At 62.9% G+C, this 25,222-nt stretch carries 30 protein-coding genes; 19 read left to right on the top strand and 11 right to left on the bottom strand.

Translation table 11 applies throughout. The features are described 5' to 3' along the window. Positions 1 to 26 precede the first annotated feature (26 nt). The 3 genes from L085_RS24895 to L085_RS21260 all read left to right on the top strand — a co-directional run bounded on the left by L085_RS24895 (position 27) and on the right by L085_RS21260 (position 2,201). Complete coding sequence (locus tag L085_RS24895) at positions 27 to 209, top strand: DUF1127 domain-containing protein (protein WP_004939404.1); 183 nt, start codon at positions 27 to 29, stop codon at positions 207 to 209. Positions 210 to 218: 9 nt separating this feature from the next. Then, positions 219 to 842: a glutathione S-transferase gene (locus L085_RS21265; protein WP_004939402.1), complete on the top strand. Its 624-nt coding sequence runs from the start codon at positions 219 to 221 to the stop codon at positions 840 to 842. Positions 843 to 1,070: 228 nt separating this feature from the next. Beyond that, entirely contained in the window at positions 1,071 to 2,201 is a 1,131-nt protein-coding gene (locus L085_RS21260; RefSeq protein WP_033640958.1) for a Gfo/Idh/MocA family oxidoreductase, read from the top strand. Between the two features lie 102 nt (positions 2,202 to 2,303). Here L085_RS21260 and L085_RS21255 read toward each other — a convergent pair whose 3' ends face one another. Genes L085_RS21255 through L085_RS21245 form a run of 3 tightly spaced genes read right to left on the bottom strand, consistent with a single transcriptional unit; the run spans position 2,304 to position 5,435 of the window. Beyond that, entirely contained in the window at positions 2,304 to 4,175 is a 1,872-nt protein-coding gene (locus L085_RS21255) for an amidohydrolase (RefSeq protein ID WP_015377117.1), read from the bottom strand. Positions 4,176 to 4,196: 21 nt separating this feature from the next. Beyond that, positions 4,197 to 4,742: an antibiotic biosynthesis monooxygenase gene (locus L085_RS21250; RefSeq protein WP_004939393.1), complete on the bottom strand. Its 546-nt coding sequence runs from the start codon at positions 4,740 to 4,742 to the stop codon at positions 4,197 to 4,199. A 48-nt stretch (positions 4,743 to 4,790) separates the two neighbouring features. Next, a complete protein-coding gene (locus tag L085_RS21245; RefSeq protein ID WP_004939390.1) occupies positions 4,791 to 5,435 on the bottom strand; it encodes an isochorismatase family protein in 645 nt (214 codons plus the stop codon). Between the two features lie 140 nt (positions 5,436 to 5,575). On the opposite strand from L085_RS21245, the gene L085_RS21240 reads away from it, so the two are divergent. The 9 genes from L085_RS21240 (at position 5,576) to L085_RS21200 (ending at position 13,315) form a co-directional block, all read left to right on the top strand. Continuing rightward, entirely contained in the window at positions 5,576 to 6,487 is a 912-nt protein-coding gene (locus L085_RS21240; RefSeq protein ID WP_044031667.1) for a LysR substrate-binding domain-containing protein, read from the top strand. A 43-nt stretch (positions 6,488 to 6,530) separates the two neighbouring features. Next, on the top strand, positions 6,531 to 6,893 hold the full coding sequence (locus L085_RS21235) for a cell envelope integrity TolA C-terminal domain-containing protein (protein WP_021503935.1): 363 nt from the start codon (positions 6,531 to 6,533) through the stop codon (positions 6,891 to 6,893). A gap of 140 nt (positions 6,894 to 7,033) precedes the next feature. Continuing rightward, positions 7,034 to 7,510 (top strand): OsmC family protein, encoded by a 477-nt coding sequence (locus L085_RS21230; RefSeq protein ID WP_044031666.1) that lies wholly within the window; start codon positions 7,034 to 7,036, stop codon positions 7,508 to 7,510. A gap of 89 nt (positions 7,511 to 7,599) precedes the next feature. Then, positions 7,600 to 8,658, top strand: a complete 1,059-nt coding sequence (locus L085_RS21225) for a fatty acid desaturase (RefSeq protein WP_044031665.1) — start codon at positions 7,600 to 7,602, stop codon at positions 8,656 to 8,658. Positions 8,659 to 8,671: 13 nt separating this feature from the next. After that, entirely contained in the window at positions 8,672 to 9,601 is a 930-nt protein-coding gene (locus L085_RS21220; RefSeq protein ID WP_004939374.1) for an ABC transporter substrate-binding protein, read from the top strand. Between the two features lie 61 nt (positions 9,602 to 9,662). Further along, complete coding sequence (locus L085_RS21215) at positions 9,663 to 10,823, top strand: ABC transporter permease (RefSeq protein ID WP_015377121.1); 1,161 nt, start codon at positions 9,663 to 9,665, stop codon at positions 10,821 to 10,823. Next, positions 10,820 to 11,755: an ABC transporter ATP-binding protein gene (locus L085_RS21210; protein ID WP_016928556.1), complete on the top strand. Its 936-nt coding sequence runs from the start codon at positions 10,820 to 10,822 to the stop codon at positions 11,753 to 11,755. The genes L085_RS21215 and L085_RS21210 overlap by 4 nt, the downstream gene beginning before the upstream one ends. Further along, positions 11,752 to 12,525 carry an ABC transporter permease gene (locus tag L085_RS21205; protein ID WP_044031664.1) on the top strand — a complete coding sequence of 258 codons (774 nt, stop codon included), beginning with the start codon at positions 11,752 to 11,754 and terminating at the stop codon, positions 12,523 to 12,525. The genes L085_RS21210 and L085_RS21205 overlap by 4 nt, the downstream gene beginning before the upstream one ends. A gap of 28 nt (positions 12,526 to 12,553) precedes the next feature. Next, entirely contained in the window at positions 12,554 to 13,315 is a 762-nt protein-coding gene (locus L085_RS21200; protein WP_081835540.1) for a PhnD/SsuA/transferrin family substrate-binding protein, read from the top strand. A 6-nt stretch (positions 13,316 to 13,321) separates the two neighbouring features. Here L085_RS21200 and L085_RS21195 read toward each other — a convergent pair whose 3' ends face one another. After that, a complete protein-coding gene (locus L085_RS21195; protein WP_044031662.1) occupies positions 13,322 to 14,041 on the bottom strand; it encodes an SDR family oxidoreductase in 720 nt (239 codons plus the stop codon). Between the two features lie 134 nt (positions 14,042 to 14,175). Here L085_RS21195 and L085_RS21190 point away from each other — a divergent pair, with 134 nt between their 5' ends. Further along, complete coding sequence (locus L085_RS21190; RefSeq protein WP_044031661.1) at positions 14,176 to 15,087, top strand: LysR family transcriptional regulator; 912 nt, start codon at positions 14,176 to 14,178, stop codon at positions 15,085 to 15,087. Here the strand turns inward: L085_RS21190 and L085_RS25640 are convergent. From L085_RS25640 to L085_RS21175, 4 genes are all read right to left on the bottom strand, one after another. Further along, entirely contained in the window at positions 15,075 to 15,251 is a 177-nt protein-coding gene (locus L085_RS25640) for a hypothetical protein (RefSeq protein WP_193378774.1), read from the bottom strand. The two genes, L085_RS21190 and L085_RS25640, sit on opposite strands and share 13 nt — an antisense overlap. A gap of 103 nt (positions 15,252 to 15,354) precedes the next feature. Continuing rightward, a complete protein-coding gene (yedA, locus tag L085_RS21185) occupies positions 15,355 to 16,278 on the bottom strand; it encodes a drug/metabolite exporter YedA (RefSeq protein ID WP_044031660.1) in 924 nt (307 codons plus the stop codon). A gap of 108 nt (positions 16,279 to 16,386) precedes the next feature. Further along, positions 16,387 to 16,881, bottom strand: coding sequence for a DUF2878 domain-containing protein (locus L085_RS21180; RefSeq protein ID WP_015377128.1), 495 nt, complete (start codon positions 16,879 to 16,881; stop codon positions 16,387 to 16,389). Positions 16,882 to 17,056: 175 nt separating this feature from the next. Continuing rightward, positions 17,057 to 17,710 (bottom strand): metalloregulator ArsR/SmtB family transcription factor, encoded by a 654-nt coding sequence (locus L085_RS21175; protein ID WP_015377129.1) that lies wholly within the window; start codon positions 17,708 to 17,710, stop codon positions 17,057 to 17,059. Positions 17,711 to 17,813: 103 nt separating this feature from the next. Here L085_RS21175 and L085_RS21170 point away from each other — a divergent pair, with 103 nt between their 5' ends. From L085_RS21170 to L085_RS21160, 3 genes are all read left to right on the top strand, one after another. Then, on the top strand, positions 17,814 to 19,268 hold the full coding sequence (locus L085_RS21170) for an MFS transporter (RefSeq protein ID WP_044031659.1): 1,455 nt from the start codon (positions 17,814 to 17,816) through the stop codon (positions 19,266 to 19,268). Positions 19,269 to 19,403: 135 nt separating this feature from the next. After that, the gene (locus L085_RS21165) at positions 19,404 to 19,973 is read left to right on the top strand and encodes an XRE family transcriptional regulator (protein WP_015377131.1); all 570 of its coding nucleotides are present in this window, start codon (positions 19,404 to 19,406) and stop codon (positions 19,971 to 19,973) included. Between the two features lie 2 nt (positions 19,974 to 19,975). Continuing rightward, positions 19,976 to 20,494 carry a GNAT family N-acetyltransferase gene (locus L085_RS21160; RefSeq protein ID WP_044031658.1) on the top strand — a complete coding sequence of 173 codons (519 nt, stop codon included), beginning with the start codon at positions 19,976 to 19,978 and terminating at the stop codon, positions 20,492 to 20,494. A gap of 3 nt (positions 20,495 to 20,497) precedes the next feature. Here L085_RS21160 and L085_RS21155 read toward each other — a convergent pair whose 3' ends face one another. The 3 genes from L085_RS21155 to ompC all read right to left on the bottom strand — a co-directional run bounded on the left by L085_RS21155 (position 20,498) and on the right by ompC (position 23,472). Further along, positions 20,498 to 21,328, bottom strand: coding sequence for a 5'-nucleotidase, lipoprotein e(P4) family (locus L085_RS21155; protein ID WP_015377132.1), 831 nt, complete (start codon positions 21,326 to 21,328; stop codon positions 20,498 to 20,500). A 17-nt stretch (positions 21,329 to 21,345) separates the two neighbouring features. Next, on the bottom strand, positions 21,346 to 22,197 hold the full coding sequence (locus L085_RS21150) for a GNAT family N-acetyltransferase (protein WP_044031657.1): 852 nt from the start codon (positions 22,195 to 22,197) through the stop codon (positions 21,346 to 21,348). Between the two features lie 177 nt (positions 22,198 to 22,374). Further along, positions 22,375 to 23,472, bottom strand: coding sequence for a porin OmpC (gene ompC, locus L085_RS21145; protein WP_004939326.1), 1,098 nt, complete (start codon positions 23,470 to 23,472; stop codon positions 22,375 to 22,377). 241 nt (positions 23,473 to 23,713) lie between these two features. Here ompC and L085_RS21140 point away from each other — a divergent pair, with 241 nt between their 5' ends. From L085_RS21140 to L085_RS21130, 3 genes are all read left to right on the top strand, one after another. Next, on the top strand, positions 23,714 to 24,370 hold the full coding sequence (locus L085_RS21140; RefSeq protein WP_015377134.1) for a glutathione S-transferase family protein: 657 nt from the start codon (positions 23,714 to 23,716) through the stop codon (positions 24,368 to 24,370). Positions 24,371 to 24,494: 124 nt separating this feature from the next. After that, positions 24,495 to 24,827 (top strand): carboxymuconolactone decarboxylase family protein, encoded by a 333-nt coding sequence (locus L085_RS21135; protein ID WP_044031656.1) that lies wholly within the window; start codon positions 24,495 to 24,497, stop codon positions 24,825 to 24,827. Then, positions 24,817 to 25,209 carry a tautomerase family protein gene (locus L085_RS21130; RefSeq protein WP_021503923.1) on the top strand — a complete coding sequence of 131 codons (393 nt, stop codon included), beginning with the start codon at positions 24,817 to 24,819 and terminating at the stop codon, positions 25,207 to 25,209. Before L085_RS21135 ends, L085_RS21130 begins: the two co-directional genes overlap by 11 nt. Positions 25,210 to 25,222 lie beyond the last annotated feature (13 nt).

Here is a 25,222-nt window from a genome sequence, read left to right as displayed (position 1 = left end):
GCGAAAACATCAGGGGGGATAATAAGATGGCTCTGTTTGATGGCATGACGATGTGGCGACGGGTAGGCTGGTCACGCTGGCGTTGGTATTTGTTGCGTCGCAGAACGCGCAGAGAGTTACTGCTGCTGAACGACAGGCAGCTGGCGGATATCGGCCTGACGCGGGCGGAAGCCTGGAGGGAAGGGTATAAACCGTTCTGGAGAGAATAAGGAAAGTCAATGCTGAAATTATTGGGTAAAGCCTCATCGATCAACGTGCGCAAGGTGTTATGGACCTGTCAGGAGTTGGGGCTGACGCTGGAACGGGAGGACTGGGGCAGCGGTTATCGCTCCACGCAGGAGCCGGCGTTTTTGGCGCTGAATCCCAACGGCCTGGTGCCGGTGCTGATCGACGGCGAGCGGGTGCTGTGGGAGTCGAATACCATTTGCCGCTATCTGGCGGGGCGGGAAGGGCGGCAAGATCTGCTGCCGCAGGCACCCGGCGCGCGCGCGGCGGTGGAGATGTGGATGGACTGGCAGGCTACCGATCTGAACGGCGCCTGGCGCTACGTGTTTATGTCGCGGGTGCGTGGGCATGCGGATTATCAGGATGCCGCCAGCCTGGCAGCCGCCGAGCGCGAATGGAACCGGCTGATGGGCTTGTTGGACGCACATCTGGCGCAGCACGGCCCTTATGCCGCCGGCGCCGCCTTCACGCTGGCGGACGTGGTGCTGGGGCTGTCGCTGAACCGCTGGCTGATGACGCCGTTCGAGCGGCCGCATTATGCGGCGCTGGCGGCCTATCAGCAGCGCCTGTTGCAACGCCCTGGCTACGTGCAGCACGGTGCTAACGGTTTACCGTGATATGAAATAAACGGTTCATTTCATCTTGTCCGGATACGCCCCGCCGTGTCCGGACTTTCCTCATTACATCATCCCGTCAACGTTTCATGAACGGCATCACGAATATGAACTTTATTTTCCTGTGTGCTTATTATTGAAATTTATATTCCATATAAACCCGTTATCAACCGGCGCGTTTCATTGAGCGACGCCTGGTTCTACGCAGAATTTCGGTCACGGGAGAAAATGATGAAACAGGTACGCGTTGGGTTAATCGGCACCGGTTATATCGGGCGTTGTCACGCTATCGCCTATGCGCAGGCCGCCACGGTCTTTCCTCTGAAAGGGGAACTGGTGCTGGAGATGCTGGCGGAAGTGACGCCCGAGCTGGCGGCGCAGCGCGCGGCCGAATTCGGCTTTGCGCGCTCGACCGGCGACTGGCGGCAACTGGTGGCCGATCCGGCGATCGATGTGGTGGACATCTGCGCCCCCAACTTTTTGCATAAAGAGATGGCGCTGGCGGCGATCCGCCACGGCAAGCACGTGTATTCGGAAAAGCCGCTGGCGCTGGACGCCGCCGACGCGGCGGAGATGGTGCAGGCCGCGCGCGCCAAGGGGGTGAAAACGCTGGTCGGTTTTAACTACATGAAAAACCCCACCAGCCAACTGGCGCGCGAAATTATCGCCAACGGCGAAATCGGCGAGGTGGTGCATTTTTACGGCACCCACAATGAGGATTATCTGGCCGATCCGCGCACGCCGATCGACTGGCACTGCCGCCGCGCCAGCGCCGGATTAGGCGCGCTCGGGGATCTGGCGGCGCACATCGTCAATATGGCGCACTACCTGGTGGGCGATATCGTGGCGGTTTCCGGCGATATGCAGACCGTGATCAAACAGCGCCCGGATCCGCAGGACCCGACGCGCCTGCACCCGGTGGAAAACGAAGATCAGGCCAGTGCGTTGCTGCGTTTCGCCGGCGGCGCGATGGGCACTATCGAAACGTCGCGCATCGCCTGCGGGCGCAAGATGGGGTTGACCTATGTGGTCACCGGCACCAAAGGCACGCTGAGCTATACCCAGGAGCGGATGGCGGAGCTGAAGCTGTATCGGCACGATGAACCGGCGGAGCGGCAGGGGTTCAAGACGTTGCTGGTGGGGCCGAAGCACCCGGACTATGCGGCGTTTTGCATCAGCGCCGGGCACGGCATTGGTTTTAACGATCAGAAGACGGTGGAGATCCGCGATCTGGTCAACGGCATCGCCGCGGGCGATCGCATGTGGCCGGACTTTGAAGAGGGCTGGAAGGTGTCGTGCGTGCTGGACGCGATAGCCGCCTCCGCCGAACAGCGGCGCTGGCTGGAGATCAACCGCGATTGAAAATGAAATGGCGCTCTCCCGTGGACAGCGCCATTAATTTATTACGTTGCCAGCTCAATAGCTTATTAAGTTAACTTTATAATAAGTTATTGGCTTGATAACTTAGAACGAGAAACACGAACAGCCGAACGCGCCCCAGAAGGCATTCTCGTCCGACACCGGGATGCTGGAGCGGCGCGCGATGTCATGCTGGTGTGCATGCACGCCGCACGGGCCGCAGCATTGATGCGCCTGGCTCACTACCCCGACGCGGGCCGCCGCCGACGGCGGTGCGGAGCGGTAATGGCCCGGCACCTGGGTGACCGGCGACCACTCCGGCAGCACCGGCAGCGGCGGCGGCGCCAGCGGTGAGAAGCTGCCGGCGGCGTAGACCACTTTGCCGTCCACCACCGTCATCACCGACTCGATGCCTTTGATCTGCTCTTCCGGCACGCTGAAATAGTCCTGCGACAGCACCGCCAAATCAGCCAGCTGACCGACCTTGATCTGGCCTTTCTTGCCCTGCTCGGTGGAGAACCAGGCGCTGCCCTGCGTCCACAGCATCAGCGCCGTTTCGCGATCCAGCCGCGCGCTGTCGTCGTACATCGCCATGCCGCCGACGGTGCGGCCGGAAACCAGCCAGTACAGCGCCGTCCACGGGTTGTAGCTGGCGACGCGGGTGGCGTCGGTGCCCAGCCCGACCGGCAGCTCGGCCGCCAGCATTTTCGCCACCGGCGGCGTATGTTTGGTGGCTTCGATGCCGTAACGGTCGGCGAAATACTCCCCCTGGAACGCCATGCGGTGCTGCACCGCAATGCCGCCGCCCAGCGCCTTGACGCGCTCGATATTGCGCTCGGTAATGGTTTCGGCGTGGTCGAACAGCCAGTGCAGGCCGTTGAACGGAATGTCGCGGTTCACCTTCTCGAACACGTCCAGCATGCGGCTGATGGATTCGTCATAGGTGGCGTGCAGGCGGAACGGCCAGCGGTGCTCGACCAGATGGCGAACCACTCGCTCCAGTTCGTCTTCGGTGCCCGGCGGCAGATCCGGGCGCGGCTGCAGGAAGTCTTCGAAGTCGGCGGCGGAAAACACCAGCATCTCGCCGGCGCCGTTGTGGCGATAGAAGTCGGTGCCCTGGCCCGGTTTGAGCATATCGGTCCACAGCTCGAAGTCTTCCAGCTCCTGTTTAGGCCGCTGGGTGAACAGGTTATAGGCGATGCGGATGGTCAGCTGCTTTTTCTCGTGCAGCTCGGCGATCACCTGATAATCCTCCGGGTAGTTCTGGAAGCCGCCGCCGGCGTCGATGGCGCTGGTGAGACCGAGGCGGTTCAGCTCACGCATGAACTGGCGGGTGGAGTTGACCTGCTGCTCCAGCGGCAGCTTCGGCCCTTTCGCCAGCGTGGCGTACAGGATCATGGCGTTGGGTTTGGCGATCAGCATGCCGGTCGGGTTGCCGTTGGCGTCGCGCTGGATCTCGCCGCCCGGCGGGTTCGGCGTGTCTTTGGTGTAGCCGACCACCTTCAACGCCGCGCGGTTGAGCAGCGCGCGATCGTAGAGATGCAGAATAAATACCGGCGTGTCCGGCGCCGCCTGGTTGATTTCGTCCAGCGTCGGCATGCGGCGCTCGGCGAACTGGAATTCGGTCCAGCCGCCGACCACCCGCACCCATTGCGGGCTCGGGGTGCGCAGCGCCTGTTCTTTTAACATGCGCAGCGCGTCGGCCAGCGAGGGCACGCCTTCCCAGCGCAGCTCCAGGTTATAGTTCAGGCCGCCGCGGATCAGGTGCAGGTGCGAGTCGTTCAGGCCCGGAATGGCGGTGTGGCCGTGCAGATCGATCACCTGGGTTTCCGGCCCGGCGTGCTGCATGACTTCGCTTTCGCTGCCGACCGCCAGAAACTTGCCGTCGCGGATGGCGACCGCTTGCGCGGTGGGGTGTTGGCGATCGACGGTGTGAAACTTGCCGTTGGTGATGATCAATGAAGCGTGGTGGTTCATAACATTCTCCCGGCGAACCGCCTAACGGCGGGTCAGCCATTGATGAAAAACGCGAGTCACGATAGGCATCCACAGGTACACCACCAGGGCGACCACGGTGGCGTCATTGAGAAAATGGCCGAGCAGCGAGCCGTCCAGCTGCGGCAGCACCCGTCCCCAAAACCAGGGCACCAGATTGGTGGATGGAAAGATCACCAGCAGGGTGATGATGAACTGCTTCCACTGGGGCGGCTGGCGCACGCTGGGGTTGGGCGGGGTAAACCAGAACTCTGCGCCGGGGCGGATCTCGATATGGTCGTTCTCCAGCAACAGCGGAGTGACTTCTTCGATGTATTGCTTGCGCTGCGGCGAGTTGAGCCAGCGGTAGAGATTGTCGAGATTGTCGAAGCGGACCAGCACCGTATAGGCCTGTTCGTCGCCGGAAGGGCGAATCACGTTGACGCCTAAATGGCCGGTGAAGCCCGCGGCGTCGGGCATGATGCGGTTCAGCCAGGCCTCATAGGCCTGTTCGTTCCCCGGCGCCAAACGGTGGGTGATCACCAGCGTGACATGCTGCGGATGGGCCATAAAACCGACTCCTGAAAATACCCCGGCGCGAGGCCGGGGCAAGGGGAATTATTTCACCGTGCGGGCCGGTGCGTGGTGCACCATGGTGTAAGCGTAGTCGACGCCCATGCCGTACGCGCCGCTGTGTTCGCGCACCAGCGCCATCACCGCGTCGTAGGTATCTTTGCGCGCCCAGTCGCGTTGGTACTCCAGCAGCACCTGCTGCCAGGTCACCGGTACGGCGCCGGCCTGCACCATGCGGTCGATCGAACGTTCGTGCGCATCGACGGAGGTGCCGCCGGAGGTGTCGGTCACCACATACACTTCATAGCCGGCTTCCAGCGCCATCAGCGCCGGGAAGGTCAGGCACACCTCGGTCCACAGCGCGGAGATCACCAGCTTTTTACGGCCGGTGGCTTCCACGGCTTTAACGAAGGCCGCGTCTTCCCAGGAGTTCATCGAGGTGCGTTCAATCGGGGTGATTTCAGGGTGTACCGCCAGCAGTTCCGGCCAGATATAGCCGCTGAAGCTTTCGGTTTCGACCGAGGTGAAAAGGGTGGGAACGTTGAAAATCTTGCCTGCCTTCGCCAAACCAACAACGTTGTTTTTCAGTTGCTGACGATCAATATTAGCCACGCCGAAGGCCATTTGTGGTTGATGATCGATAAAAATCAGTGCGGAATTGTCTTTATCAAGCAGTTGAAACTTGGACATAATTTACCTTCCCAGTGATATTTCGGTTGAACATCTGATGAGTGTAACGCCGATAAAACCCATGGTAGGCAGAGGGCGATTTCAAAGATACCGCAGAATTTTTGCCGACTTGTTGAGTTTTTTTATACACGGGAGAAAACATGAGATTAAACCTGGAAGCGCTGCTGATTTTGGATGCGCTGGACCGGCACGGATCTTTCGCCGCCGCGGCCGCCGCACTGTTTAAAACCCCTTCGGCACTGAGCTATATGGTGCAAAAGCTCGAGAACGATCTCGACATCACCCTGCTCGATCGCTCCGGCCATCGGGCGAAGTTCACCGATACCGGCAAGCTGATGCTGGAAAAGGGGCGGGTGCTGCTGCGCGCGGCGCAGGATCTGGAACAGCAGGCGCGCTATGTCGAAAACGGCTGGGAAAGCGAGATCACGCTCGGGATTGACGCCTCCTTCCCGTTTGCCCGCCTGTTGCCGCTGATAGAAGAGTTCTACCAACAGCATCACCATACCCGGCTGCGCTTCAGCCACGAGGTGCTGGCCGGCTCCTGGGAGTCGCTGGTTTACGGCTGCGCCGACATTATCATCGGCGCCATCTGCGAGCCGCCGTCGCGTGTGGGTTATGCGTTCAGCCGCCTGGGGCAGCTGGACTACGTGTTCGCCGTCGCGCCGCAGCATCCGCTGGCGGCATTGCCGGAACCCTTGCCGAAGGACGAAATCCGTCAGCACCGGGCGGTGGTGGTGCGCGATACTTCGCGCGTCAACGCGCCGCAGAGCCTGAATCTGCTGGAAGAGCAGGATACGCTGACGGTCTTCGGTTTCGACGCCAAGCTGCAGGCGCAGCTGGCTGGGCTGGGCTGCGGCTATCTGCCGCGTTCTTTGGCGGAACCTTACCTGAACAGCGGCGAACTGGTGGCGAAACGCGTTGAATCGGAACGCTGCAGTGACATCGCCTATTTCGGTTGGCGGGAAAGCGCCAGCGGCCTGGCGGCCAAATGGTGGCGCGAACGGCTGCAGCGCTACGCGGACGACGGCGAGGCCTACCCGGCGGCGCAGTGAGGGTCGCTCGATAAGGATAAATCCCCCAATAAGGACATCGGGAATGAAAAAGACACTAAGCCTGTTGGCGTTGTTGCTGCTGAGCGGCTGCGGCGCCGGGCGTGAGGCCGGCATACCATTGCCGCAGGCCCCGGCATTGGCCGCAACGCAGCTCAGTTACCCGGAGAGGGTGCATAACGCGGTGAGCCGCGAGCTGCGCTTGCCGGAACATGCGCACGGTCAGCGTTGCACCCTCGCTATCCGTTTGCAGCCGGACGGCAAGCTGGCGAGCAGCAAGATCGTAAGAGGCGATGCGCCCCTGTGCGCAGCGGCGAGCGCTGCGGTGCAGCGCGCGCAGTTTCCGCCGATGGCCAGCGCTACCGAATACGCGCTGTTCAACGCCGTGGTGCTCGATTTCGTTCCCTGAAAGCATGTGAGCGACGGGCCGCTTGCGCGGCCCGTTTTTTCTCGTTTCGCCGTTTACATCTTCGCGCTTTTCCGCCAATAGTGTTCTCCGGGCATGCAGCAAGGCGATTTTTCATTGGCCGGCCAACGGGAGAAAAAGGTATGAAAGGTGAGCATCATTATCAGGTGGCGGTCACCTGGCAGGGGAATTTGGGGGCAGGCACCGAGGATTACCGCACCTATGGGCGCGATCACCTGATCGGCGCGGTGGGCAAGGCAGACATCGCCGGTTCAGCCGATCCGGCCTTTCGCGGCGACGCGACGCGTTGGAACCCGGAGGATTTGCTGGTGGCTTCGCTCAGCGCCTGTCACAAATTATGGTATCTGCATTTATGCGCTACCTCGGGCATTTCCGTACTGGCCTATCAGGACAACGCCGTCGGGGTGATGCGCGAAGATGCGGCGCGCGGTGGCTTTTTCACCTCGGTGACGCTGCGGCCGCAGGTCACGGTGCGCGACGGCGACGATCTGCAGCTGGCGCAACAGCTGCACGAGCAGGCGCATCACCTGTGCTTTATCGCCAACTCGGTGAATTTCCCGGTGGCGTGCGAACCGCAGACCGAGTACGCAACCCGCTGAATTTTCACTTAGCTTTGCCATTTTCGTTATTTTGAACGTCACTGCGGCTCACCGATACTGGGGGAAAATCCCCAACCGCGAGCCGCAGCATGTCCCACGCCCACTATTTGCACCCTGAACAACGCGACCGCATCCGGCGGCTTCATCGGCGCTGGCACTGGCGGCTGGAGTTGCCCACCTGGGGGATCATGGCGGCAGTGTACGGCGGCTGGTTCGGCGTGGCGCATTATTGGCAGGCGCTGGGCCCGTGGCTTGGCGCGCCGCTGCTGATCCTGCTGACCACCGGGTATATGTCGCTGCAACACGAGCTGATCCACGGCCATCCGACGCGCTGGCCGCGCGTCAATCAGCTGTTCGGCCTGTTGCCGCTGGCGGTGTGGTATCCCTATGGGCTGTATCGGGATTCGCATCTGCGCCACCACCGCAACGACCACCTGACCGATCCGCATGAAGATCCCGAAAGTTACTACTTCAGCGCCGCGCAGTGGCGGCGTTATCCCCGCCTGCTGCCGCTGTTGGCCGCGGTGCGCAATACGCTGATCGGCCGGGTGCTCCTCGGCCCGGCGCTGGATATCGTCACCACGCTGTTCGGCGCAGTGAAGACGCTTGCAGCGGGCGATCTGTGCGCCTGGGCGATGTGGCTGGCGCATCTGTCGCTGTTGGCGGCGTTGCTGCACTGGCTGCAGATGCAGGGCATCGGCGCGGCGTTTTACCTGTTGGCCATCAGCTACCCGGCGCTGGCGCTGACCAAGGTAAGATCGTTTTTTGAGCATCGCGCCGTGGACGCACCGCAGGCACGTTCTATTATTAATGAGGCGGGCTGGCCGTGGCGGCTGCTGTTTCTCAATCTGAACTACCATTTAGTGCATCACGATTTGCCCGGCTTGCCCTGGTATGGCCTGCGCGAAGTCTATCTGGCGGAACGCGAGGCGTATCAGCGCCGCAGCCAGGGATTCGTCGCGCAGGGTTATGGCGAGTGGCTGCGCGATTACGCGCTGACGCCGATCGACGTCGGCGTGCATCCGCTGAGCGCCGGCGAACGGCGGGAGGAACGCGATGTCTTGCCGAAGAAAAAACTTATTGCGCGCTGGAAGCGCGTTTCTCAGGATTTTCCAACCGAACTGGCCCATGAGCCGGAAAACATATAACCAGAGGAAAAGTATGGCAATCACCTTATCACGCGGACGTTCCTTTGCCGTCGCGCTGGCTCTGCTGGCCGTCGGCGGTCTGGCGCAGGCGGCCGACTCGGTGCGCGTCGGCTCCAAGATCGATACCGAAGGTTCGCTGCTCGGCAACATCATCGTGCAGGTGCTGGAAGCCAACGGCATCAAGACCACCAACAAGCTGCAGCTCGGCACCACCAAGGTGCTGCGTGGCGCCATCACTTCCGGCGAGATCGACATCTACCCGGAATACACCGGCAACGGCGCGTTTTTCTTCTCCGATGAGAAAGATCCGGCGTGGAAGAACGCCCAGGCCGGCTTCGAGAAGGTGAAGCAGCTCGACTACGACAAAAACAAAATCGTCTGGCTCGATGCGGCGCCGGCCAACAACACCTGGACCATCGCCATTCGTCAGGACGTGGCGGACGCCAACCATCTCAAAACGCTGGCGGATCTCGGCAAGTGGATCAACGGCGGCGGCAAGTTCAAGCTGGCGGCCTCGGCGGAATTTATCGAGCGGCCGGATGCGCTGCCGGCGTTCCAGAATGCCTACGGCTTCAAGCTGAATCAGGATCAGCTGCTGTCCCTGGCCGGCGGCGATACGGCGGTGACCATCAAGGCGGCGGCGGAGCAGACCTCCGGCGTCAACGCGGCGATGGCCTACGGCACCGATGGCCCGGTGGCGGCGCTGGGGCTGCAGACGCTGGCGGATCCGAAAGGCGTACAGCCGATCTACGCGCCGGCGCCGATCGTGCGTGAAGCGGCGCTGAAGGCGCACGCCAATCTGCCTGAGCTGCTGAAGCCGGTGTTCGCCTCGCTGGACGGGCCGACGCTGCAAAAACTCAACGCGCAGATCGCTGTGGAAGGCCAGGACGCCAAACAGGTGGCGGCCGCTTACCTGAAAGAGAAAGGGTTTGTTAAGGGATAATGCCGAGGTGCCCCCTTTGCCGTCGGGAGAGGGGGTAAACCGAGGGAGCCGGAGCGTTTCTTTGACTATCGCCGTAAAACATCGCGTCTTGTTGACGCTGTTCATGCTGTTGCTGCTGGCCGCGTTCGGCCTGCCGTTCCTCAGTTATGCCCCCAATCGCCTGTTGTCAGGCAAAAGCCTCTCCTTGTTCTCCCTGCTGCACGGCCCGGCGCTGTGGCTGCTGTTGCCGCTGGCGGCATTGGCGATCCTCAGCCTGTTGCCGCCGACGCGGGGGCGGGCGCTGCTGGCGGCGCTGGCCGCCTGCGGGGTGCTGACGCTGGCGTTCTGGATCAGCGGCCAGGCCGCCGGGCGTCTGGCGCAGGAGGGATCGCGCCTGGCACGCACTTCCTGGGGCAGCGGCTGCTGGTTGACGATGGCGCTGAGCCTGCTGATCGCCGCCGACGCCATGGCGCGTCTCACCGCGTCGCACCTGCGGCGGATGCTCGGCAACGCGCTGGTGCTGGTGCCGCCGGCGCTGCTGCTGTTCGGCCATCAGCTCGATCAGCTGTCGCTGCTGAAGGAGTACCACAATCGGCAGGAGGTGTTTGACGCCGCGCTGTTGCAGCACCTGACCATTCTGCTGGCGACGATGGCGCCGGCGCTGGCGATCGGTGTGCCGCTCGGGGTGCTGTGCTTTCGTTCCGAGCGCTGGCAGCGGCCGATCTTCTCCGTGTTGAACATTATCCAGACCGTGCCGTCGATCGCGCTGTTCGGCCTGCTGATCGCGCCGCTGGCGGGGTTGGCGGTGGCGGTGCCCTGGCTGGCGGAACACGGCGTCAGCGGTATCGGCATGGCGCCGGCGATCGTGGCGCTGGTGCTGTACGCGCTGTTGCCGCTGGTGCGCAGCGTGGTGGCGGGGCTGCAAAGCGTGCCGGCCGGCGTGATTGAGTCCGCCACCGGCATGGGGTTGACGCGCGGGCAGATCTTCCTGCGCGTGCAGCTGCCGTTGGCGCTGCCGCTGTTCCTGACCGGCGTGCGCATTCTGGCGGTGCAGACCGTCGGCATGGCGGTGGTGGCGGCGCTGATCGGCGCCGGAGGTTTTGGCGCCATCGTATTTCAGGGTCTGCTCAGCAGCGCGCTGGATCTGGTTCTGCTGGGGGTGATCCCGGTGGTCATGATGGCGGTCATCGTCGATTCGCTGTTTAAATTTTGGGTTTCAATCCTGGACGTATCGCGCCGATGATTCACTTTGAGCAAGTCAGCAAAATTTTTCAGGGCAAGCCGGCGGTGGACGATCTCACGCTGCACATCGCCGAGGGCGAATTCACCGTGTTGATCGGCACCTCGGGTTCCGGTAAGTCCACGACGTTAAAAATGATCAATCGCCTGATCGAACACGATCGGGGCAAGATTCTCTTTGCCGGCGAAGAGATCCAGTCGTTCAAACCGCAGGATCTGCGGCGGCGCATGGGCTATGCGATCCAATCGATCGGCCTGTTTCCGCACTGGACGGTGGAGGAGAACATCGCCACCGTGCCGCAGCTGCTGAAATGGCCGCGCGCGCGCATTCGCGATCGGGTGACCGAACTGTTGGAGCTGCTGCATCTGGAGCCGGATCTGTTTCGCCGCCGCTATCCGCACCAGCTGTCCGGCGGGCAGCAGCAGCGGGTGGGGGTGGCGCGCGCACTGGCTGCCGATCCCGAGGTGTTGCTGATGGACGAACCGTTCGGCGCGCTGGATCCGGTCACCCGCGCGGCGCTGCAGGCGGAGATCGCGCGCATCCATCAGCTCTCCGGCCGCACTATCGTGCTGGTGACGCACGACATCGACGAAGCGCTGGGCCTGGCGGATCGTCTGGTGCTGCTCGATCAGGGGCGGGTGGTGCAGCAGGGCACGCCGCTGACGCTGTTGACCGCCCCGGCCAACGATTTCGTGCGTGATTTCTTCGGGCGCAGCGATCGCGGCATCAAGCTGCTGTCGCTGGGGACGGTGGCGGAGCGGGTGCGGCCCGGTGTCGCCGGGGGCGAGCCGATCGCCGCCGCCATGAGCCTGCGCGAGGCGCTGTCGGTGTTTGTGGCGCGCGGCAGCGACTGTCTGCCGGTGGTGGATGAACGGGGCGAAGCGTTGGGGGTGTTGCACTTCAACGATCTGATCGCCGGGCAGGCGCTGTCATGAGCGGGCGCATCGGGCGCCTGCTGCGCGATCCTTTGCCCTGGACGCTGGCGCTGCTGTTGGCGCTGGTGTTCGGCATGGATCATCTGCGCGGCCTGTTCGCCGCCTGGTTCCCCGATCTGGAGCGGCCCATTTATCAGCAGGACAGCTTTATCGCGCTGGTGGGGGCGCACCTGTCGCTGGTGGCGATCTCCAGCCTGATCGCGGTGGCTCTCGGCGTGGCGGCAGGCGTGGCCGTGACCCGACGCAGCGGCCGGGAGTTTCGTTCGCTGGTGGAAACGGTGGTGGCGGTGGGGCAGACCTTCCCACCGGTGGCGGTGCTGGCGGTAGCGGTGCCGGTGATGGGCTTCAGCGAACAGCCGGCGATCATTGCGCTGGTATTGTACGGCCTGCTGCCGATCTTGCAGGGCACGCTGGCGGGCATCGAATCGGTGCCGCCCGCCACGCGCGAGATCGCTCGCGGCGTGGGGATGAGCGCCTGGCAAATTCTGTGGCGGGTTGAACTGCCGCTGGCGGCGCCGGTGATCGTCGCCGGGATCCGCACCTCGGTGATCATCAACATCGGCACGGCGGCCATCGCTTCCACCGTCGGCACCAAGACGCTCGGCTCGCCGATCATTATCGGCCTGAGCGGGTTTAACACCGCCTATGTGATCCAGGGCGCGGCGGTTGTGGCGTTGTTGGCTATTATCACCGATATGCTGTTCGAACGTTGGGTGCGTTATCTCACCGCCTGGCGTCAGCAGACGCTGGCGCCCACTTCGGCGGGGTAAGGGGGAAATGATGCAGGTGTCTCTACCGATGTACGGCGTTGGCCGGGAGCAGGCCGAATCCTTCTGGCAGGTGTTGCGCGACAAGCTGCTGCGGCTGGGGTTGCCGGCGGCGCCGGAACGGCTCAGCTGGCCGGACGATCTGGCGCAGCACTGGCGACGCGAGGATCTCTTGCTCAGCCAAACCTGCGGTTATCCGTTGGTCAGCAGTCTGCCGCAGATACAGTTGATCGGCACCTATCATTATCGGGTGGAAGGGTGCGACGGGCCGAATTACCGCAGCTGGCTGGTGGTGCGCGCGGACGACCCCGGCGAGCGGCTGGCGGATTTTCGCGGCCGAACGGCGGCGTATAACAGCACCGATTCCCAGTCCGGCTACAACGGCCTGCGCGCGCTGATCGCGCCGCTGGCGCAGGACGGGAAATTCTTCGGTGCGGCTATCACCTCCGGCGCGCATTATCAGTCGCTGCAGCTGATCCGCAGCGGGCAGGCGGATATCGCCGCCATCGATTCGATCAGCATGGAACTGCTGCGCCGCGCGCAACCGCAGGCGCTGGAGGGGCTAAAAATCATCGGCCGCACGGCGGCGGTGCCGGGCCTGCCGTTGATCACCGCAGCCGGCACGCCGCCGGAACAGGTGGACATCCTGCGCGCCGGCGCCCGAGCGATGCTGGATGAGGCGGTCAGCGACCGCCTGCTGATCGGCGATTTCAGCCTGGTGCCGCGTTCGGCCTACCAGATTATCACCGTGCTGGAACAGCAGGCCGCCGCGCAGGGCGTGACGGCGCTCTAGCCGCCGTTACAGCAGGCCGCCGCCGTCGATGTCGATCACGCTGCCGGTGACGAAGCCATTCTCCATCGCCAGCAGATACCCCGCCGCGACGTCAGCCGCCTGCCCGACCCTGCCGACCGGCAGGCTGACGCCAACCCGTTCGAACAGCGCCTGACGCTGTGCGGCGCCCATGCCGTCGTAGGCTTCGGTGGCGGTGATGCCGGGGCTGACCACGTTCACCCGCCGCGGCGCCAGTTCCTTCGCCAGCTGTTTGCCGACCGCCTCCAGCGCGGCGTTGATGGCGGTTTTGACCAACTGACCGTTGAGGTATTTGCGCGACAGCTGGCCGGAGGTCAGGGTGATCGAGCCCTGCGGCGCCAGCGTCGGCAGCGCCGCCTGCACCGCGCGCAAACTTCCCCAGAATTTGACGTTGAAGTCGGCCTGCGCCTGTTCAAGGGCGGTCTCCGCCAGCGGCTTCGCGTCCACCAACGGCCCGGCGGTGATCACCAAATGGTCGAAAGCGCCGACGGCGGCGAACAGCGCATGCAGCGACGCTTCATCGGTCAGATCGGCCTGCATCAGGCGCAGCGCGTCGTTCTTCTCCCCGGCGTGAGGGAGACGACGCGAAGCCAGCACCACTTCAGCGCCGCGCGCCGCCGCCGCGTAGGCCACCGCGGCGCCAATGCCGCTGGTGCCGCCCAGGATCACCAGCTTTTGTCGTTTCAGGGGGGAGTCGGGAATCGTCATGTCAAGGCCTCTTTTTAGGTAAGTTTCAACGGGATCTATCTTTCCTGATTGAAAATGAGGAAAAAAGCCCGCCTAATAGCAAACACTTGTAAATTAATATTAATAATTGATTGGGCTAAAAAGAGGGGGAGCAGATGACCTCATTTGTCGATCTCGAGGTGTTTGTCCGCACGGTGGACGGCGGCAGTTTTTCCGCCGCGGCGCGCGCGCTGGATATCACGCCGGCGGCGGCCAGCATTGCGGTGAAAAGGCTGGAGCAGCAGTTGGGCGCGCGGCTGCTGGTGCGCTCCACCCGCAGCCTGAGGTTAACGGAGGAGGGCGCGCGCTATCTCGACAGCGCGCGCCTGGCGCTGGGCGCGTTGGCCGAAGGAGAGCAGGCAATCCGCGAGAAGCATCAGGGGCTGTCCGGGGTGTTGCAGATTTCCGCGCCGTCGGATTTCGGCCGCAATCTGCTGCTCGGCTGGCTGGATGAGTTCCGCCTGCAGCATCCCCACATTCAGCTGCAGCTTCTGATCAACGATCGACAGGCGGATCTGTTCCGCGAACCGGTGGATGTGGCGTTGCGCTTCGGGCCGCTGGCCGACTCTTCGCTGGTGGCGCTGCCGATCCTGCCGCAGCATCGGCGGCTGATCTGCGCCAGCCCGGATTATCTGCGGCGGCATGGCGCGCCGCAAACGCCGGCCGATCTGGTTCGGCACAGCATTCTGGTGTATCAGCCCAGCGGCAAACGGCAGGTGGAATGGCGGCTGTGGCGCGGTGAGGAGCTGGTCGAGCTGCCGCTGAACGGCAGCTATTTTACCGATGACGGTGAGGTCGCGCGGCGCTGGGCGCTGGCCGGGCACGGCGTGGTGCGCAAGTCGGCGATCGACGTGGCGGCGGATATTCGCGCCGGGCGGTTGGTGCAACTGTTGCCGGAATGGCGCAGCGACGCGGTGCCGATCAATCTGGTCTGCCCGCATCGTTCGCAGGTGTCGGAGCGCGTCAGGCAACTGCAGCGCTTTTTACAGCAGCGCTGCCAGCGCTGGATGGACGATCACTTGGCCTGAAGGGTTTCGGTTTGCGCCGGCGTGGCGGTGTTATCCCCGGCAGGCGCGCTTTCTTCGTGCGGGGTGGTGGAACGGGTGTAGATGTTCAGCCCGGCGAGGAATACGCCGCCCAGAGAACCGAAGGCGCATAGGGCGATGACGATGACGAACGCTTTTTTCAGCATAGGAATAATTTCGCAGGTTGCTTGGAACAGCGGGAATTATAGCCCCTTCGCCGGGTGAAACAAGAATCGTTTTTAACGGCGGCCCGCAGACCGCCCTTTGTGATCACCGCCGTTCGCAGTCGATGGCCTGTACGTTGGCCGGGCGGGCGAACAAGTATTTTCCCAGCGTCACCAGCACCACCGCCGCCACGATGATCACCAGCGCCAGCCACTCGCGCGGCGCCAGCGATTCGCCGGCAAAACCGATGCCGAGCAGCACCGCCACCACCGGGTTTACGTAGGCATAGCTGGTGGCGACCGCCGGGCGCACGTTCTTCAACAAGAACATATAGGCGCTGATCGCCAGCATCGAACCGAAGACGATCAGATAGCCCAGCGCCAGAAAGCCGCCGGTGCTCGGCATCTGAGTGAGGCGCTCGCCGCTCAGCTGGCTGGCTGCCAATAACACCACGCCGGCGACCAGCATCTCCGCCGCGCCGGCCATCGGCCCGGCCGGCAGCGAGATGCGCGATCCCAACACCGACCCAAAGGCCCAGCTGGCCGAAGCCAGCAAAATCAGCAGCGCGCCGGTCGGGTTGCCCACCAGGTTGTTGCCGGTGTTGAGCAGCACGATGCCCACCAACCCGAGCGCGATGCCGGCCCATTCCAGTTTGGTGTTGCGCATGCCCCACAGCAGGCTGAAGCAGAGGGTGAACAGCGGCACCGTCGCCACCATCACCGCGGCAATGCCGGAGGGCACATGTTGGTGTTCCGCCACCGTCACCAGGCCGTTGCCCACCGCCAGCAGCAGAATGCCGATGGCGCCGGCGGCCAGCCACTGCTTCAGCGTCGGCAGGGCGTGGCCGCGCCAGGCCAGGAAACTGAACAGCACGATACCGGCTGTCAGAAAGCGAATGCCGGCCATCATCAGCGGCGGCCACTGCTCGACGCCGAGGCGAATGACGAAATAGGTGGAACCCCAAACGATATATAACGTGAACAACGCCCCGATCAACGGCAGGACGCTACGGCTTTGTTGGCTAAGCATAGGATTGTATTTTGCGGGAATGATTATTATTAGAACGCTCAGTAAACCCGATCGGGCAACCGATAAGCAATGGCCTTCGGCATTATTTTTCCGGCGGCTGAAAGCCGTTCAATGGCCTTGCTGTTTCCACTGCAACCAGCTGACGGCCGGCAGGTAAATCGACCAGCCGACGGCCAGCAGCAGCAGCATGAACTCGGGCGGCACGCCGGGCAACAAGGCGTCCAGCTTCCAGGACACGGCGTAGGCGAAGGGGCCGACGGCGGCGCCCAACACCGCCAGCGGCCAGGGGGCCGCTCTGACCACGTCCAGCAACCAATACCACCAGCAGCCGAAGCCGATCCACAGCGCGATGGTCCAGAGCGGCAGGCCGTGTTGCCCGCTGTAGTGCAGCACGCCGCTGTAGCTCCACAGCCCATCCATGCCGATACCGCCCAGGGCGGCCAGGGCCGCGCCTTTGCGGCGGGCTGCAGGGGTAAAGATCAGCGCCAGCGCCGCGCCGGCCAGCAGTATGCCGTTGAGCCGATCGCGAGTCAGCAGCGCCAGCAGCCAGCAAACGCCCAGTCCCAGCGTCGCCAGCCAGAATCCGGCATGCGGCTTCTTCATCGTTCAACTCCCGTGGGGTTACTCTGCCGCTGCGCTAAGCGCCGACGGATTTGCCAGAGCGGGCGCGAGGCCCGCTGTTTGCCTGAATGTTCGTTAGTTCAACCTTAGAAGGGAAGGTGCGGGGTGCACAAGCAGAATAATCTGTACCGGTTGAAAACGTGGGCAAAAACCGGTGTTACAGGCGGGAAATCCGGTAGGCGCAGCGGCGCGAGCCGGCCAGAATGTGTTCGGCGCGCTCCACCTGCGCCTGCAGCACTTCGGTGAAGATGCTTAATTCCGCCCGGCAGAAGCCCTGGCAGACGGTGGCGGCGGCGCAGATCGGGCAGTGGTTTTCCACCAGCAGATAGGAACCGTCCTCCTCCTGGCGCCATTCGGCCATATACCCTTCGCGGCAGCGGATCTCGGTCAGGCGCGCCACGCGTTCGCGCAGCTCGGTGGCGCCGATCATCGCCTGCTTGTAGTTGATGCGGTTTTCCTGCTCGCGGGTCTCGATCAGCACGTCGATCGCTTGTTCGCCCAACTTGTCGCGCACGGTGCGCAGCAGCTGCACCGTCAGATCCGCATGGGTATCGGGAAAGCGCGCGTTCCCGGCAGAGGTCAAATGCCACAGCTGCACCGGGCGGCCAACGCCGCGCGTTTCCGCCACCGCTTCGACCAACCCCTCTTTCGCCAGCTTGACGAACTGCTGGCGGGCCGCCTCACCGGTGGTGCCGAGCACTTTTCCTGCGTCAGAAGCTAGCTGCGGGCCGCGGGTTTTCAATAACGTCAGCAAGCGGTCACTGACCGATTGTGCGGTGCTGCCGCTATTTTCCAAGTTTATTCTTGACATATTTCTCCGCCTCGCCCTAACTTATTCCAAGATAACTCTTGTTAAATTTAACGCAATCTTATGACCAACTCAATGCCATTCCTCTGAAAACAGGACGACAACCGTGATAACCCATGACGATAGCCGCTGGAGCGACCTTTTCTCCGGCAAAAATGCGGCCAGTGCGATTGCGCTTTCGCTCGGCGTGGCGCTGCATGCCATCAATATTCTGGTCGCTACCACCATTCTGCCCTCGGTGGTGCAGGATATCGGCGGGCTGGATCTCTATGCCTGGAACACCACGCTGTTCGTGGTGGCGTCGATCCTCGGCTCCGCGCTGTCGGCCCGATTGCTCAGCGGCTATGGCGCACGCAGCGCCTATCTGGTGGCTTCGCTGTTCTTTATCGTCGGGGCGGCGCTGTGCGCGCTGGCGCCGAGCATGCCGGTGATGCTGATCGGTCGCACGGTGCAGGGCTTCGGCGGCGGGCTGATCTTTGCGCTCTCCTACGCGATGATCAACCTGGTGTTCGAGCAGCGATTGTGGCCGCGCGCCATGGCGCTTATCTCGGCGATGTGGGGCATCGCCACCCTGGTGGGGCCGGCGGTGGGCGGCATTTTTGCCGAGCTGCACGCCTGGCGTTGGGCCTTCGGCATTCTGCTGCCGATCATGGCGCTGTACGGTGCGTTTACCTTCCTGATCCTGCCCAAGGGCAAGGCGCAGCAGGCGGCCGCGCCGTTGCCGACTGCGCAACTGCTGTTGCTGACCGTGGCGGTGCTGGTGGTGTCCGCCGGCAGCCTGGCGCACAGCGTCTGGATCAATTTGGCGGGCATCGCGCTTTCGCTGGTGCTGATGGCCTGGCTGATGAAGCGCGAGGCGCACGCACGCGCGCGCCTGTTGCCGCATGGCTCGCTGCGGCGCGGCTCATCGCTGGCGGCGCTCTATATTACGGTCTCGTTGCTGGTGATCGGCATGACCAGCGAAATCTTCGTGCCCTATTTCCTGCAGCTGTTGCACGGCCAGTCGCCGCTGATCTCCGGCTATATCGCCGCCACCATGGCCGCCGGTTGGACGTTGTCCGAAATCCTTAGCTCCGGCTGGCGCGGGGCGGGCATTCGTCGGGCGATCGTCAGCGGGCCGCTGTTCGTGCTGGTGGGGCTGCTGGCGCTGGCGAGCCTGATGCCGACGCCCTCCGGCGGTGACTGGCAGGCGCTGACGCCGATCGTCATCGCGTTGTCGCTGGTGGGGTTCGGCATCGGCTTCGGTTGGCCGCATCTGCTGACGCGCATTTTGCAGGTGGCGCCTGAAGCGGACAAAGATATCGCCGGCGCTTCAATTACCACGGTGCAGCTGTTCGCCACCGCATTCGGCGCGGCGCTGGCCGGGATGACCGCCAATCTGGCGGGGCTGAACGATCCGGGCGGCGCGGCGGGCGCGGCATCGGCGGCGCGTTGGCTGTTCCTGGCGTTCGCGCTGGCGCCGCTGCTGGCGGCATTCAGCGCCTGGCGCTGCGCCGCGATCGCGCCGCCGGGCGCAGAGACGGGCAATTTTGTACAAACTCCGCCCTCGCGCGAGTGCTAGAACGCTTCTCCTCATTCGGCGATGTTTGCGGTGATCCTGGCGTTCTTCCTGCGCGATATTTTTTAAAATCCGCTTGCTATATCTCTTATTTGAGATTATTTCTCTTATATGGGATTTTTAAGCGGAGTGTGAGCGGTGGATAACGGTTTGGAGACTGCCGACCTGAGGTTGGCGCAGCGGCTGGCGGATTTGCGCCAGCAGCGGGCGTGGTCGCTGGAGGAATTGGCGCAGCGCACCGGTCTTAGCCGGGCGACGCTCTCGCGGGTGGAGCGCGCCGAGACCAGCCCGACGGCGTCGTTGCTGAACCGGCTGTGCGCCGCCTACGGGTTGACCATGTCGCGCCTGTTGAGCGAAATCGAAGACGAGCCGCCGGAGCTGCTGCGGCCGCAGCAGCAACCGGTGTGGGTCGATCGCGCCAGCGGTTTTCACCGTCGCTCCGTTTCTCCCCCCGCCGCGCTGTATAAGGCCGAGTTTATCGAAGCCCGGCTTGATGCCGGCGCGCAGATCGATTACGACCTGCCGTCGATTCCGGCGCTGGAACATCACCTCTGGTTGCTGTCCGGGCAGTTGGAATTGACCCTGGAAGGGCGCGTTTTCCGGCTGTCGGCCGGCGACTGCCTACGCTACCGCCTGTTCGGTGCCTCCCGTTTCCATGTCCCCGGCGATGAGCCGGCTCATTACACGCTCGTTATCTGTAGGCCATAGCCATGATTGAATTGCAACAGTGGGATGCCGCTGCGGCGCAAAGCGCCATTGCCGACTTGGCCGAGATGCTGCACGCCAGCGTGGCGCACGGCGCCAGCATCGGTTTTGTCATGCCCTTTACGCAGGAACAGGCGCAGGCATTTTGGCAGGGGGTGCTGCCGGCTCTGGCGCGGGGAGAGCGTGCGATGCTGGTGGCGCTCGCGAACGGCCGACCGGTCGGCACCGTGCAACTGCTGCTGGCGATGCCGGACAACGGCCGCCACCGCGCGGAAGTGGTCAAGCTGATGGTGCACCCGCAGGCGCGGCGGCAGGGCGTTGCCCGGCTGTTGATGCAGGAAGTGCAGGCGCTGGCGGCGCGTCATCGCCGCAGCCTGTTGGTGCTGGACACCCTGAGCGGCAGCGCGGCGCAGGGGCTGTACCGCCAATTGGGGTTCGAGGTGGCGGGCGACATCCCGCAATACGCCCGCGCCAGCGACGGCGGGGCGTTGGAGGCCACCTGCTATATGTACAAACTGCTGTGAGGCTTAGCGCCCGCGCCAGGCCTTGAGCGCCTGTTGGCGCACCTGCAGCTTCTGTTGCGGCGTCAGCTTGTTGTAGTCGCGAGCCAGGCCGCTCTCCCAATCGCCGTACAGCGGGTTGGGCAGCACGATGAATTCGGTGCCGAATTTGTTCTGGTTCTCGCTGACAAACGCCCGGCGCTGCGCATTATCCTGGTGGTAGGTCGCGGCGCCGAAGTCGTTCAGGTTGTCGCCCGCGTACACCACGATGTCATAGCCGGCTTGTTTGATGGCGTCGAAGCGCGCCTGCTTATTGGACGTGTCGGTACTGAGCAAGACGGTTTTTTCCGACATGCCGGTGAAACCGAGCTTCTGCATGTTGGCCACCGTGGCGGCATATTCGCTCTGTTTGCGGTTCGAGACGTAGAACATCGTCCCCTGGTGGGCGTTAACGTAACGGGCGAACGACACTGCCCCCGGCACCGCGCCGGCCTGTTCGGCCTGCGTCCATTGGGCCCAGGTGGCGCCGTCATACGGCTGGCCCTGCTGCGCCTGCCAGGCGGAGTAGGCGCTGTTGTCCAGCATGGTTTCATCCAGATCGACCACCACCGCCTTTTTGCGGCCCGGCGCGGCCTTGGCCCGATCGAAGGCGCGTTGCGCGCTGTTGAACGCTTGGTGGGCCAGCGCCTGGTATTCGCCGGACTGTTGGAACCAGTTCACCGCCAGCACCGACTGATCCGCCAGCCGCTGCTGGGCCTGGGCGTCGGTGTGCGGCGGCTGCGCGCAACTGGCCAACGTCAGCAGCGCGACGCCAACCGCCGCGCCGAGGGTGAGTTTCCTTGCCTGTTTTCCTGCCATCGTTATCTCTCTCGGTTTTATTTTTGTGGGCTGTCCAGCAGCATATCCATCTCGAACTGGCGCAGGGGATCCTGCCGCCAGCCAAGATGCGTAAAGAAGGGGGCGGCCACCTCGGGCACAAAAACGTTGGCGGTCAGCGGCAAAGGGGAGAACTGCGCTTGCAGGGCGGCCAGCAAGGCGCGGGCATGCCCCTGGCCGCGGTGCTGCGGCGGCACGTAGATCAGGCGCAGCCAGCAGTGCTCGGCGCCGGGCATCACCACGGCGTAGGCCTGACGATTGAGCGTATAGGCTTGCGGTGTGCCTGGCAGCTTGAACAGCGATTCGGGAGCGATCAACCAGGGCAGATCGGTGGCGCCTTCCGCCGTCAGGCGATGGCTGACGGTCAGCGGATCGACCGCCTGCAGCGCCGCCGTGCCTGGCGGCACTTCTGCCGGCGCCTGATGGCCGGTCAGGGTGCGCACGATGCGCAGCCCGGCGCGGTGGTACAGCGCCAGCGCGGCGTCGTTGCCTTCGATCACCTCCAACGACAGCCGCCGATCGCCGCGCTGGCGGGCATCCGCCACCAGCCGCTGCATCAGCGCCTTGCCCAGCCCCTGGCCGCGCATCTCCGGGCGCACGGAAAAGGCCGCCACCCGGCTGTGCCGGCCGCGGCGGGCGATCAGCGCCACCGCCACCGGTTCATGGTGGTGGGTGACGATCAGGCTGTCGTTCAGGCTGAGATCTTCGGCGCCGAAGCGGGCGGCGAAGGTTGAACCGTCGAGCACGAAACGCACGATGTAGTTTTCAAAACAGTGGTTGAGGATGTTGGCCAGTTCGTCGCTGCTGTAGCGCAAGGCGTTGTGGTAGTCGAAGCGTCCGTCGTTATGCATGGCTGATTCCGCTCGGGGGAAAGCTATACATGTAGACCCGTTTGTTTTGCAAGGCAAGCGGAGGGATTTGCCGGCGGGGAAAATAAAACAAAAAGCCGGACGCAGCCGCCCGGCGAAATAAAACTCTGGGTATCAAGTGACGCTAAAGTTTGCAGTGGTGGTTATTCATTCATCACATCAGAACTGGTAGGTCAGGGCGACAACAACGACGTCGTCGTTTTTCAGACCCAGCTTGTTGTCGTCATCAAGCTGGTTGATTTTATATTCGACATAAGTGGACATGTTTTTGTTGAAGTAATAGGTCGCCGCCACGTCGAAATATTTCACCAGATCGACGTCGCCGATGCCTTCAATATCTTTGCCTTTCTGCTGAACGTAACCCAGCGATGGGCGCAGGCCGAAGTCGAATTGATATTGCGCGACCAGTTCAATCCCTTCCGCTTTATTGGCGAAGCCGCTGACGGAGGTCGAGTTATTATTGATGGTGGCGGTGCCGGAAATAGGCGCGATATTGCGGCTCTGCGAATAAGTCGCGGCCAGGTAGACATTGTTGTTGTCGTATTTCAGACCGCCGGCCCAGATATCGGCCTTGTCGCCTTTACCGAAGGTGCCTGCCTTTTGCGTGGCGGTGCGGTTGGAAGATGCATAGGCGGCGCCCACGCTCAGGCCGTCGATGATTTCATAGCTGGAGGAGAGACCCCAGCCGTCGCCGTTTGCCTTGCTGGCGGAGCGGCCGTCGTTTTCGTTCTTGCCCTGGTACTGCACGGCAAATTTCAGGCCGTCAACCAGACCGAAGAAGTTGTTATTACGGTAGGTGGCGACGCCATTGGTACGGCCGTTCATAAAGTTGTCGGTCTTGATATAAGCATCGTCGCCGAATTCAGGGATCATATCCGTCCAGGCGCCTACGTCGTAAATGATACCGTAGTTGCGACCGTAGTCGAAGGAGCCGAGGTCCTTATATTTCAGACCGGCGAAGCCCAGACGCGTTTTGGTGTCTTTGGTGCCGTCGGATTCAGAATGGTTGGCGGCGATCTGATATTCCCACTGGCCATAGCCGGTCAGCATATCGTTAATCTGAGTCGCGCCTTTAAAGCCGATACGGACGTAGGTTTTATCACCATCATTGCCGGCATCATCAGAGAAATAATGCAGGGCTTTCACACGGCCGTAAAAATCGAGTTTGTTGCCGTCTTTATTGTAGATTTCTGCTGCCTGTGCCGCTTGCGCAAGTAAAAGTGCCGGAATAATAACGGCCAGAAGATTACGTTTCATGGGTTACCCTGCTTTATTCGATTGAAAGACGCTTATCATCAGTTGCATTGCTGTTTTACTGTGCCGCCTGATTGTTGGCGGCGGAGAATTTTTACCGTAGTAATGTGATCTATTTATGACAAAAAATTCATTTTCATGTCGAACGATTAAAAAAGTCGCGCAAAGGGTGAATTTTTTCTTCAGCCGATGGTCTGCGGCTGGTCTACAGTTACCGATACCTTGTTCCGCTGCGGGAGGAATCATGCACGATACTTATACTTTGTTCGGTACGCAGGGCTGCGGTTCGACCATCGTGGCCGCCGCGTTGGCGTTGACCGCTTTCCCCTGGGGCTATGAGGAGGTGGATTACACGCAGGACGGCCCGGAACGCGATCGCCTGTTGGCGCTGAACCCGCTGGGTCAGGTGCCCACCTTAGTGCTGCCCAATGACGAAGTGATGACGGAGAGTGCGGCGATTATCCTGCTGCTGCACGATCGCGCGCCGCATGCCGAGCTGGCGCCGCCCGGCGGTTCGCCGCTGTTGCCGCGTTTTCTGCGCTGGCTGCTGTTCATCAACGCGGAGATTTACCCCACCTTCACCTATGCCGACCATCCGCAGCGCTGGCAGCCGCAGGCGGCAGGGGCGGAACAGCTGAAAAACGCAGTAATGGATTATCGTGAGCGTTTATTGCGGCAGTTGAACGCCGCCGCAGGGGCGTCTGGCCCGTGGTTTCTCGGCAAGAGCTTCAGCGCGTTGGATCTGTACGTGGCGGTAATGTGCAACTGGCGGCCGGGCCGCGCGTGGTTCCGGCAACACTGCCCGCGGCTTTACGCCATTGCCGAACGGGTGGAGCGGCGGCCGGAGCTGAATGCGCTGCTGAGCGCCCATTTCGACGGCGTTGCCTCGCTGGAACCGTGAAATCGCCCCGCCGTCTGGCGGGGAACCATCCCGTTTTTCTGAACTGAGAGTGCCGAAAATCCCGATTTTCACTCGCCTCGGCGGCGGGTAGCGTAAGGCTATCCGCAACTGACAGGAGAGTGTGATGCCATCAAAATCCCAGGCCGGGCAACAGGCGTTCGGCGATATCGCCCCCAAGCTGGCGCAGCTCAGCGACAGCGCCTTGTTTGACGATGTCTGGCAGCGGCCAGAGCTGAGCCCGCGCGAGCGCAGCCTGATCACCGTCGCCGCGCTGGTGGCGCTCAACCGCCTGGAGCAACTGCCGTTTCATCTGCAGCTGGCGCAGCGCAACGGCGTCGATCGCCCGCAATTGGCGGAGCTCATCACCCACCTGGCGTTTTACGCCGGCTGGCCCGCGGCGGCGTCGGCCGTGGCGCGCCTGCGCGAGCTGGAACCGGAGGCGCCCCATGCCGTTTAGCCGCATCGCCCTGCATCAGGGCAAGTCCGCCGACTATCTGCAAACCTTGTCCGACAGCCTGCATCAGGCACTGGTGGAGGCCTTCGAGGTGCCGCCGGCGGACAGGTTTCAGGCGATCGATCAATACCGCCCCGGTGAGCTTATCTACGATCGCGACTATCTCGGCGGGCCGCGCAGCGCGGATTTCGTGCTGTTTTACATCACCGCCGGGCGGCCGCGCGACAGCGACACCAAGCGGCGCTTCTACGGGCGGCTGGCGGCGCTGCTGGCGGAAAACCTGCGGCTGAACCCCGAGGATGTGATGGTGGTGATCGCCACCACCCAGCGGGACGAGTGGTCATTCGGCGGCGGGCGCGCCTCAATGATCGATCCGCAGACGTAACTCGGGCTGACGT

The sequence above is a fragment of the Serratia sp. FS14 genome (assembly GCF_000695995.1).
Classification (GTDB): Bacteria; Pseudomonadota; Gammaproteobacteria; order Enterobacterales; family Enterobacteriaceae; genus Serratia; species Serratia nematodiphila.
This window is presented reverse-complemented; position numbering and strand designations above follow the sequence as displayed.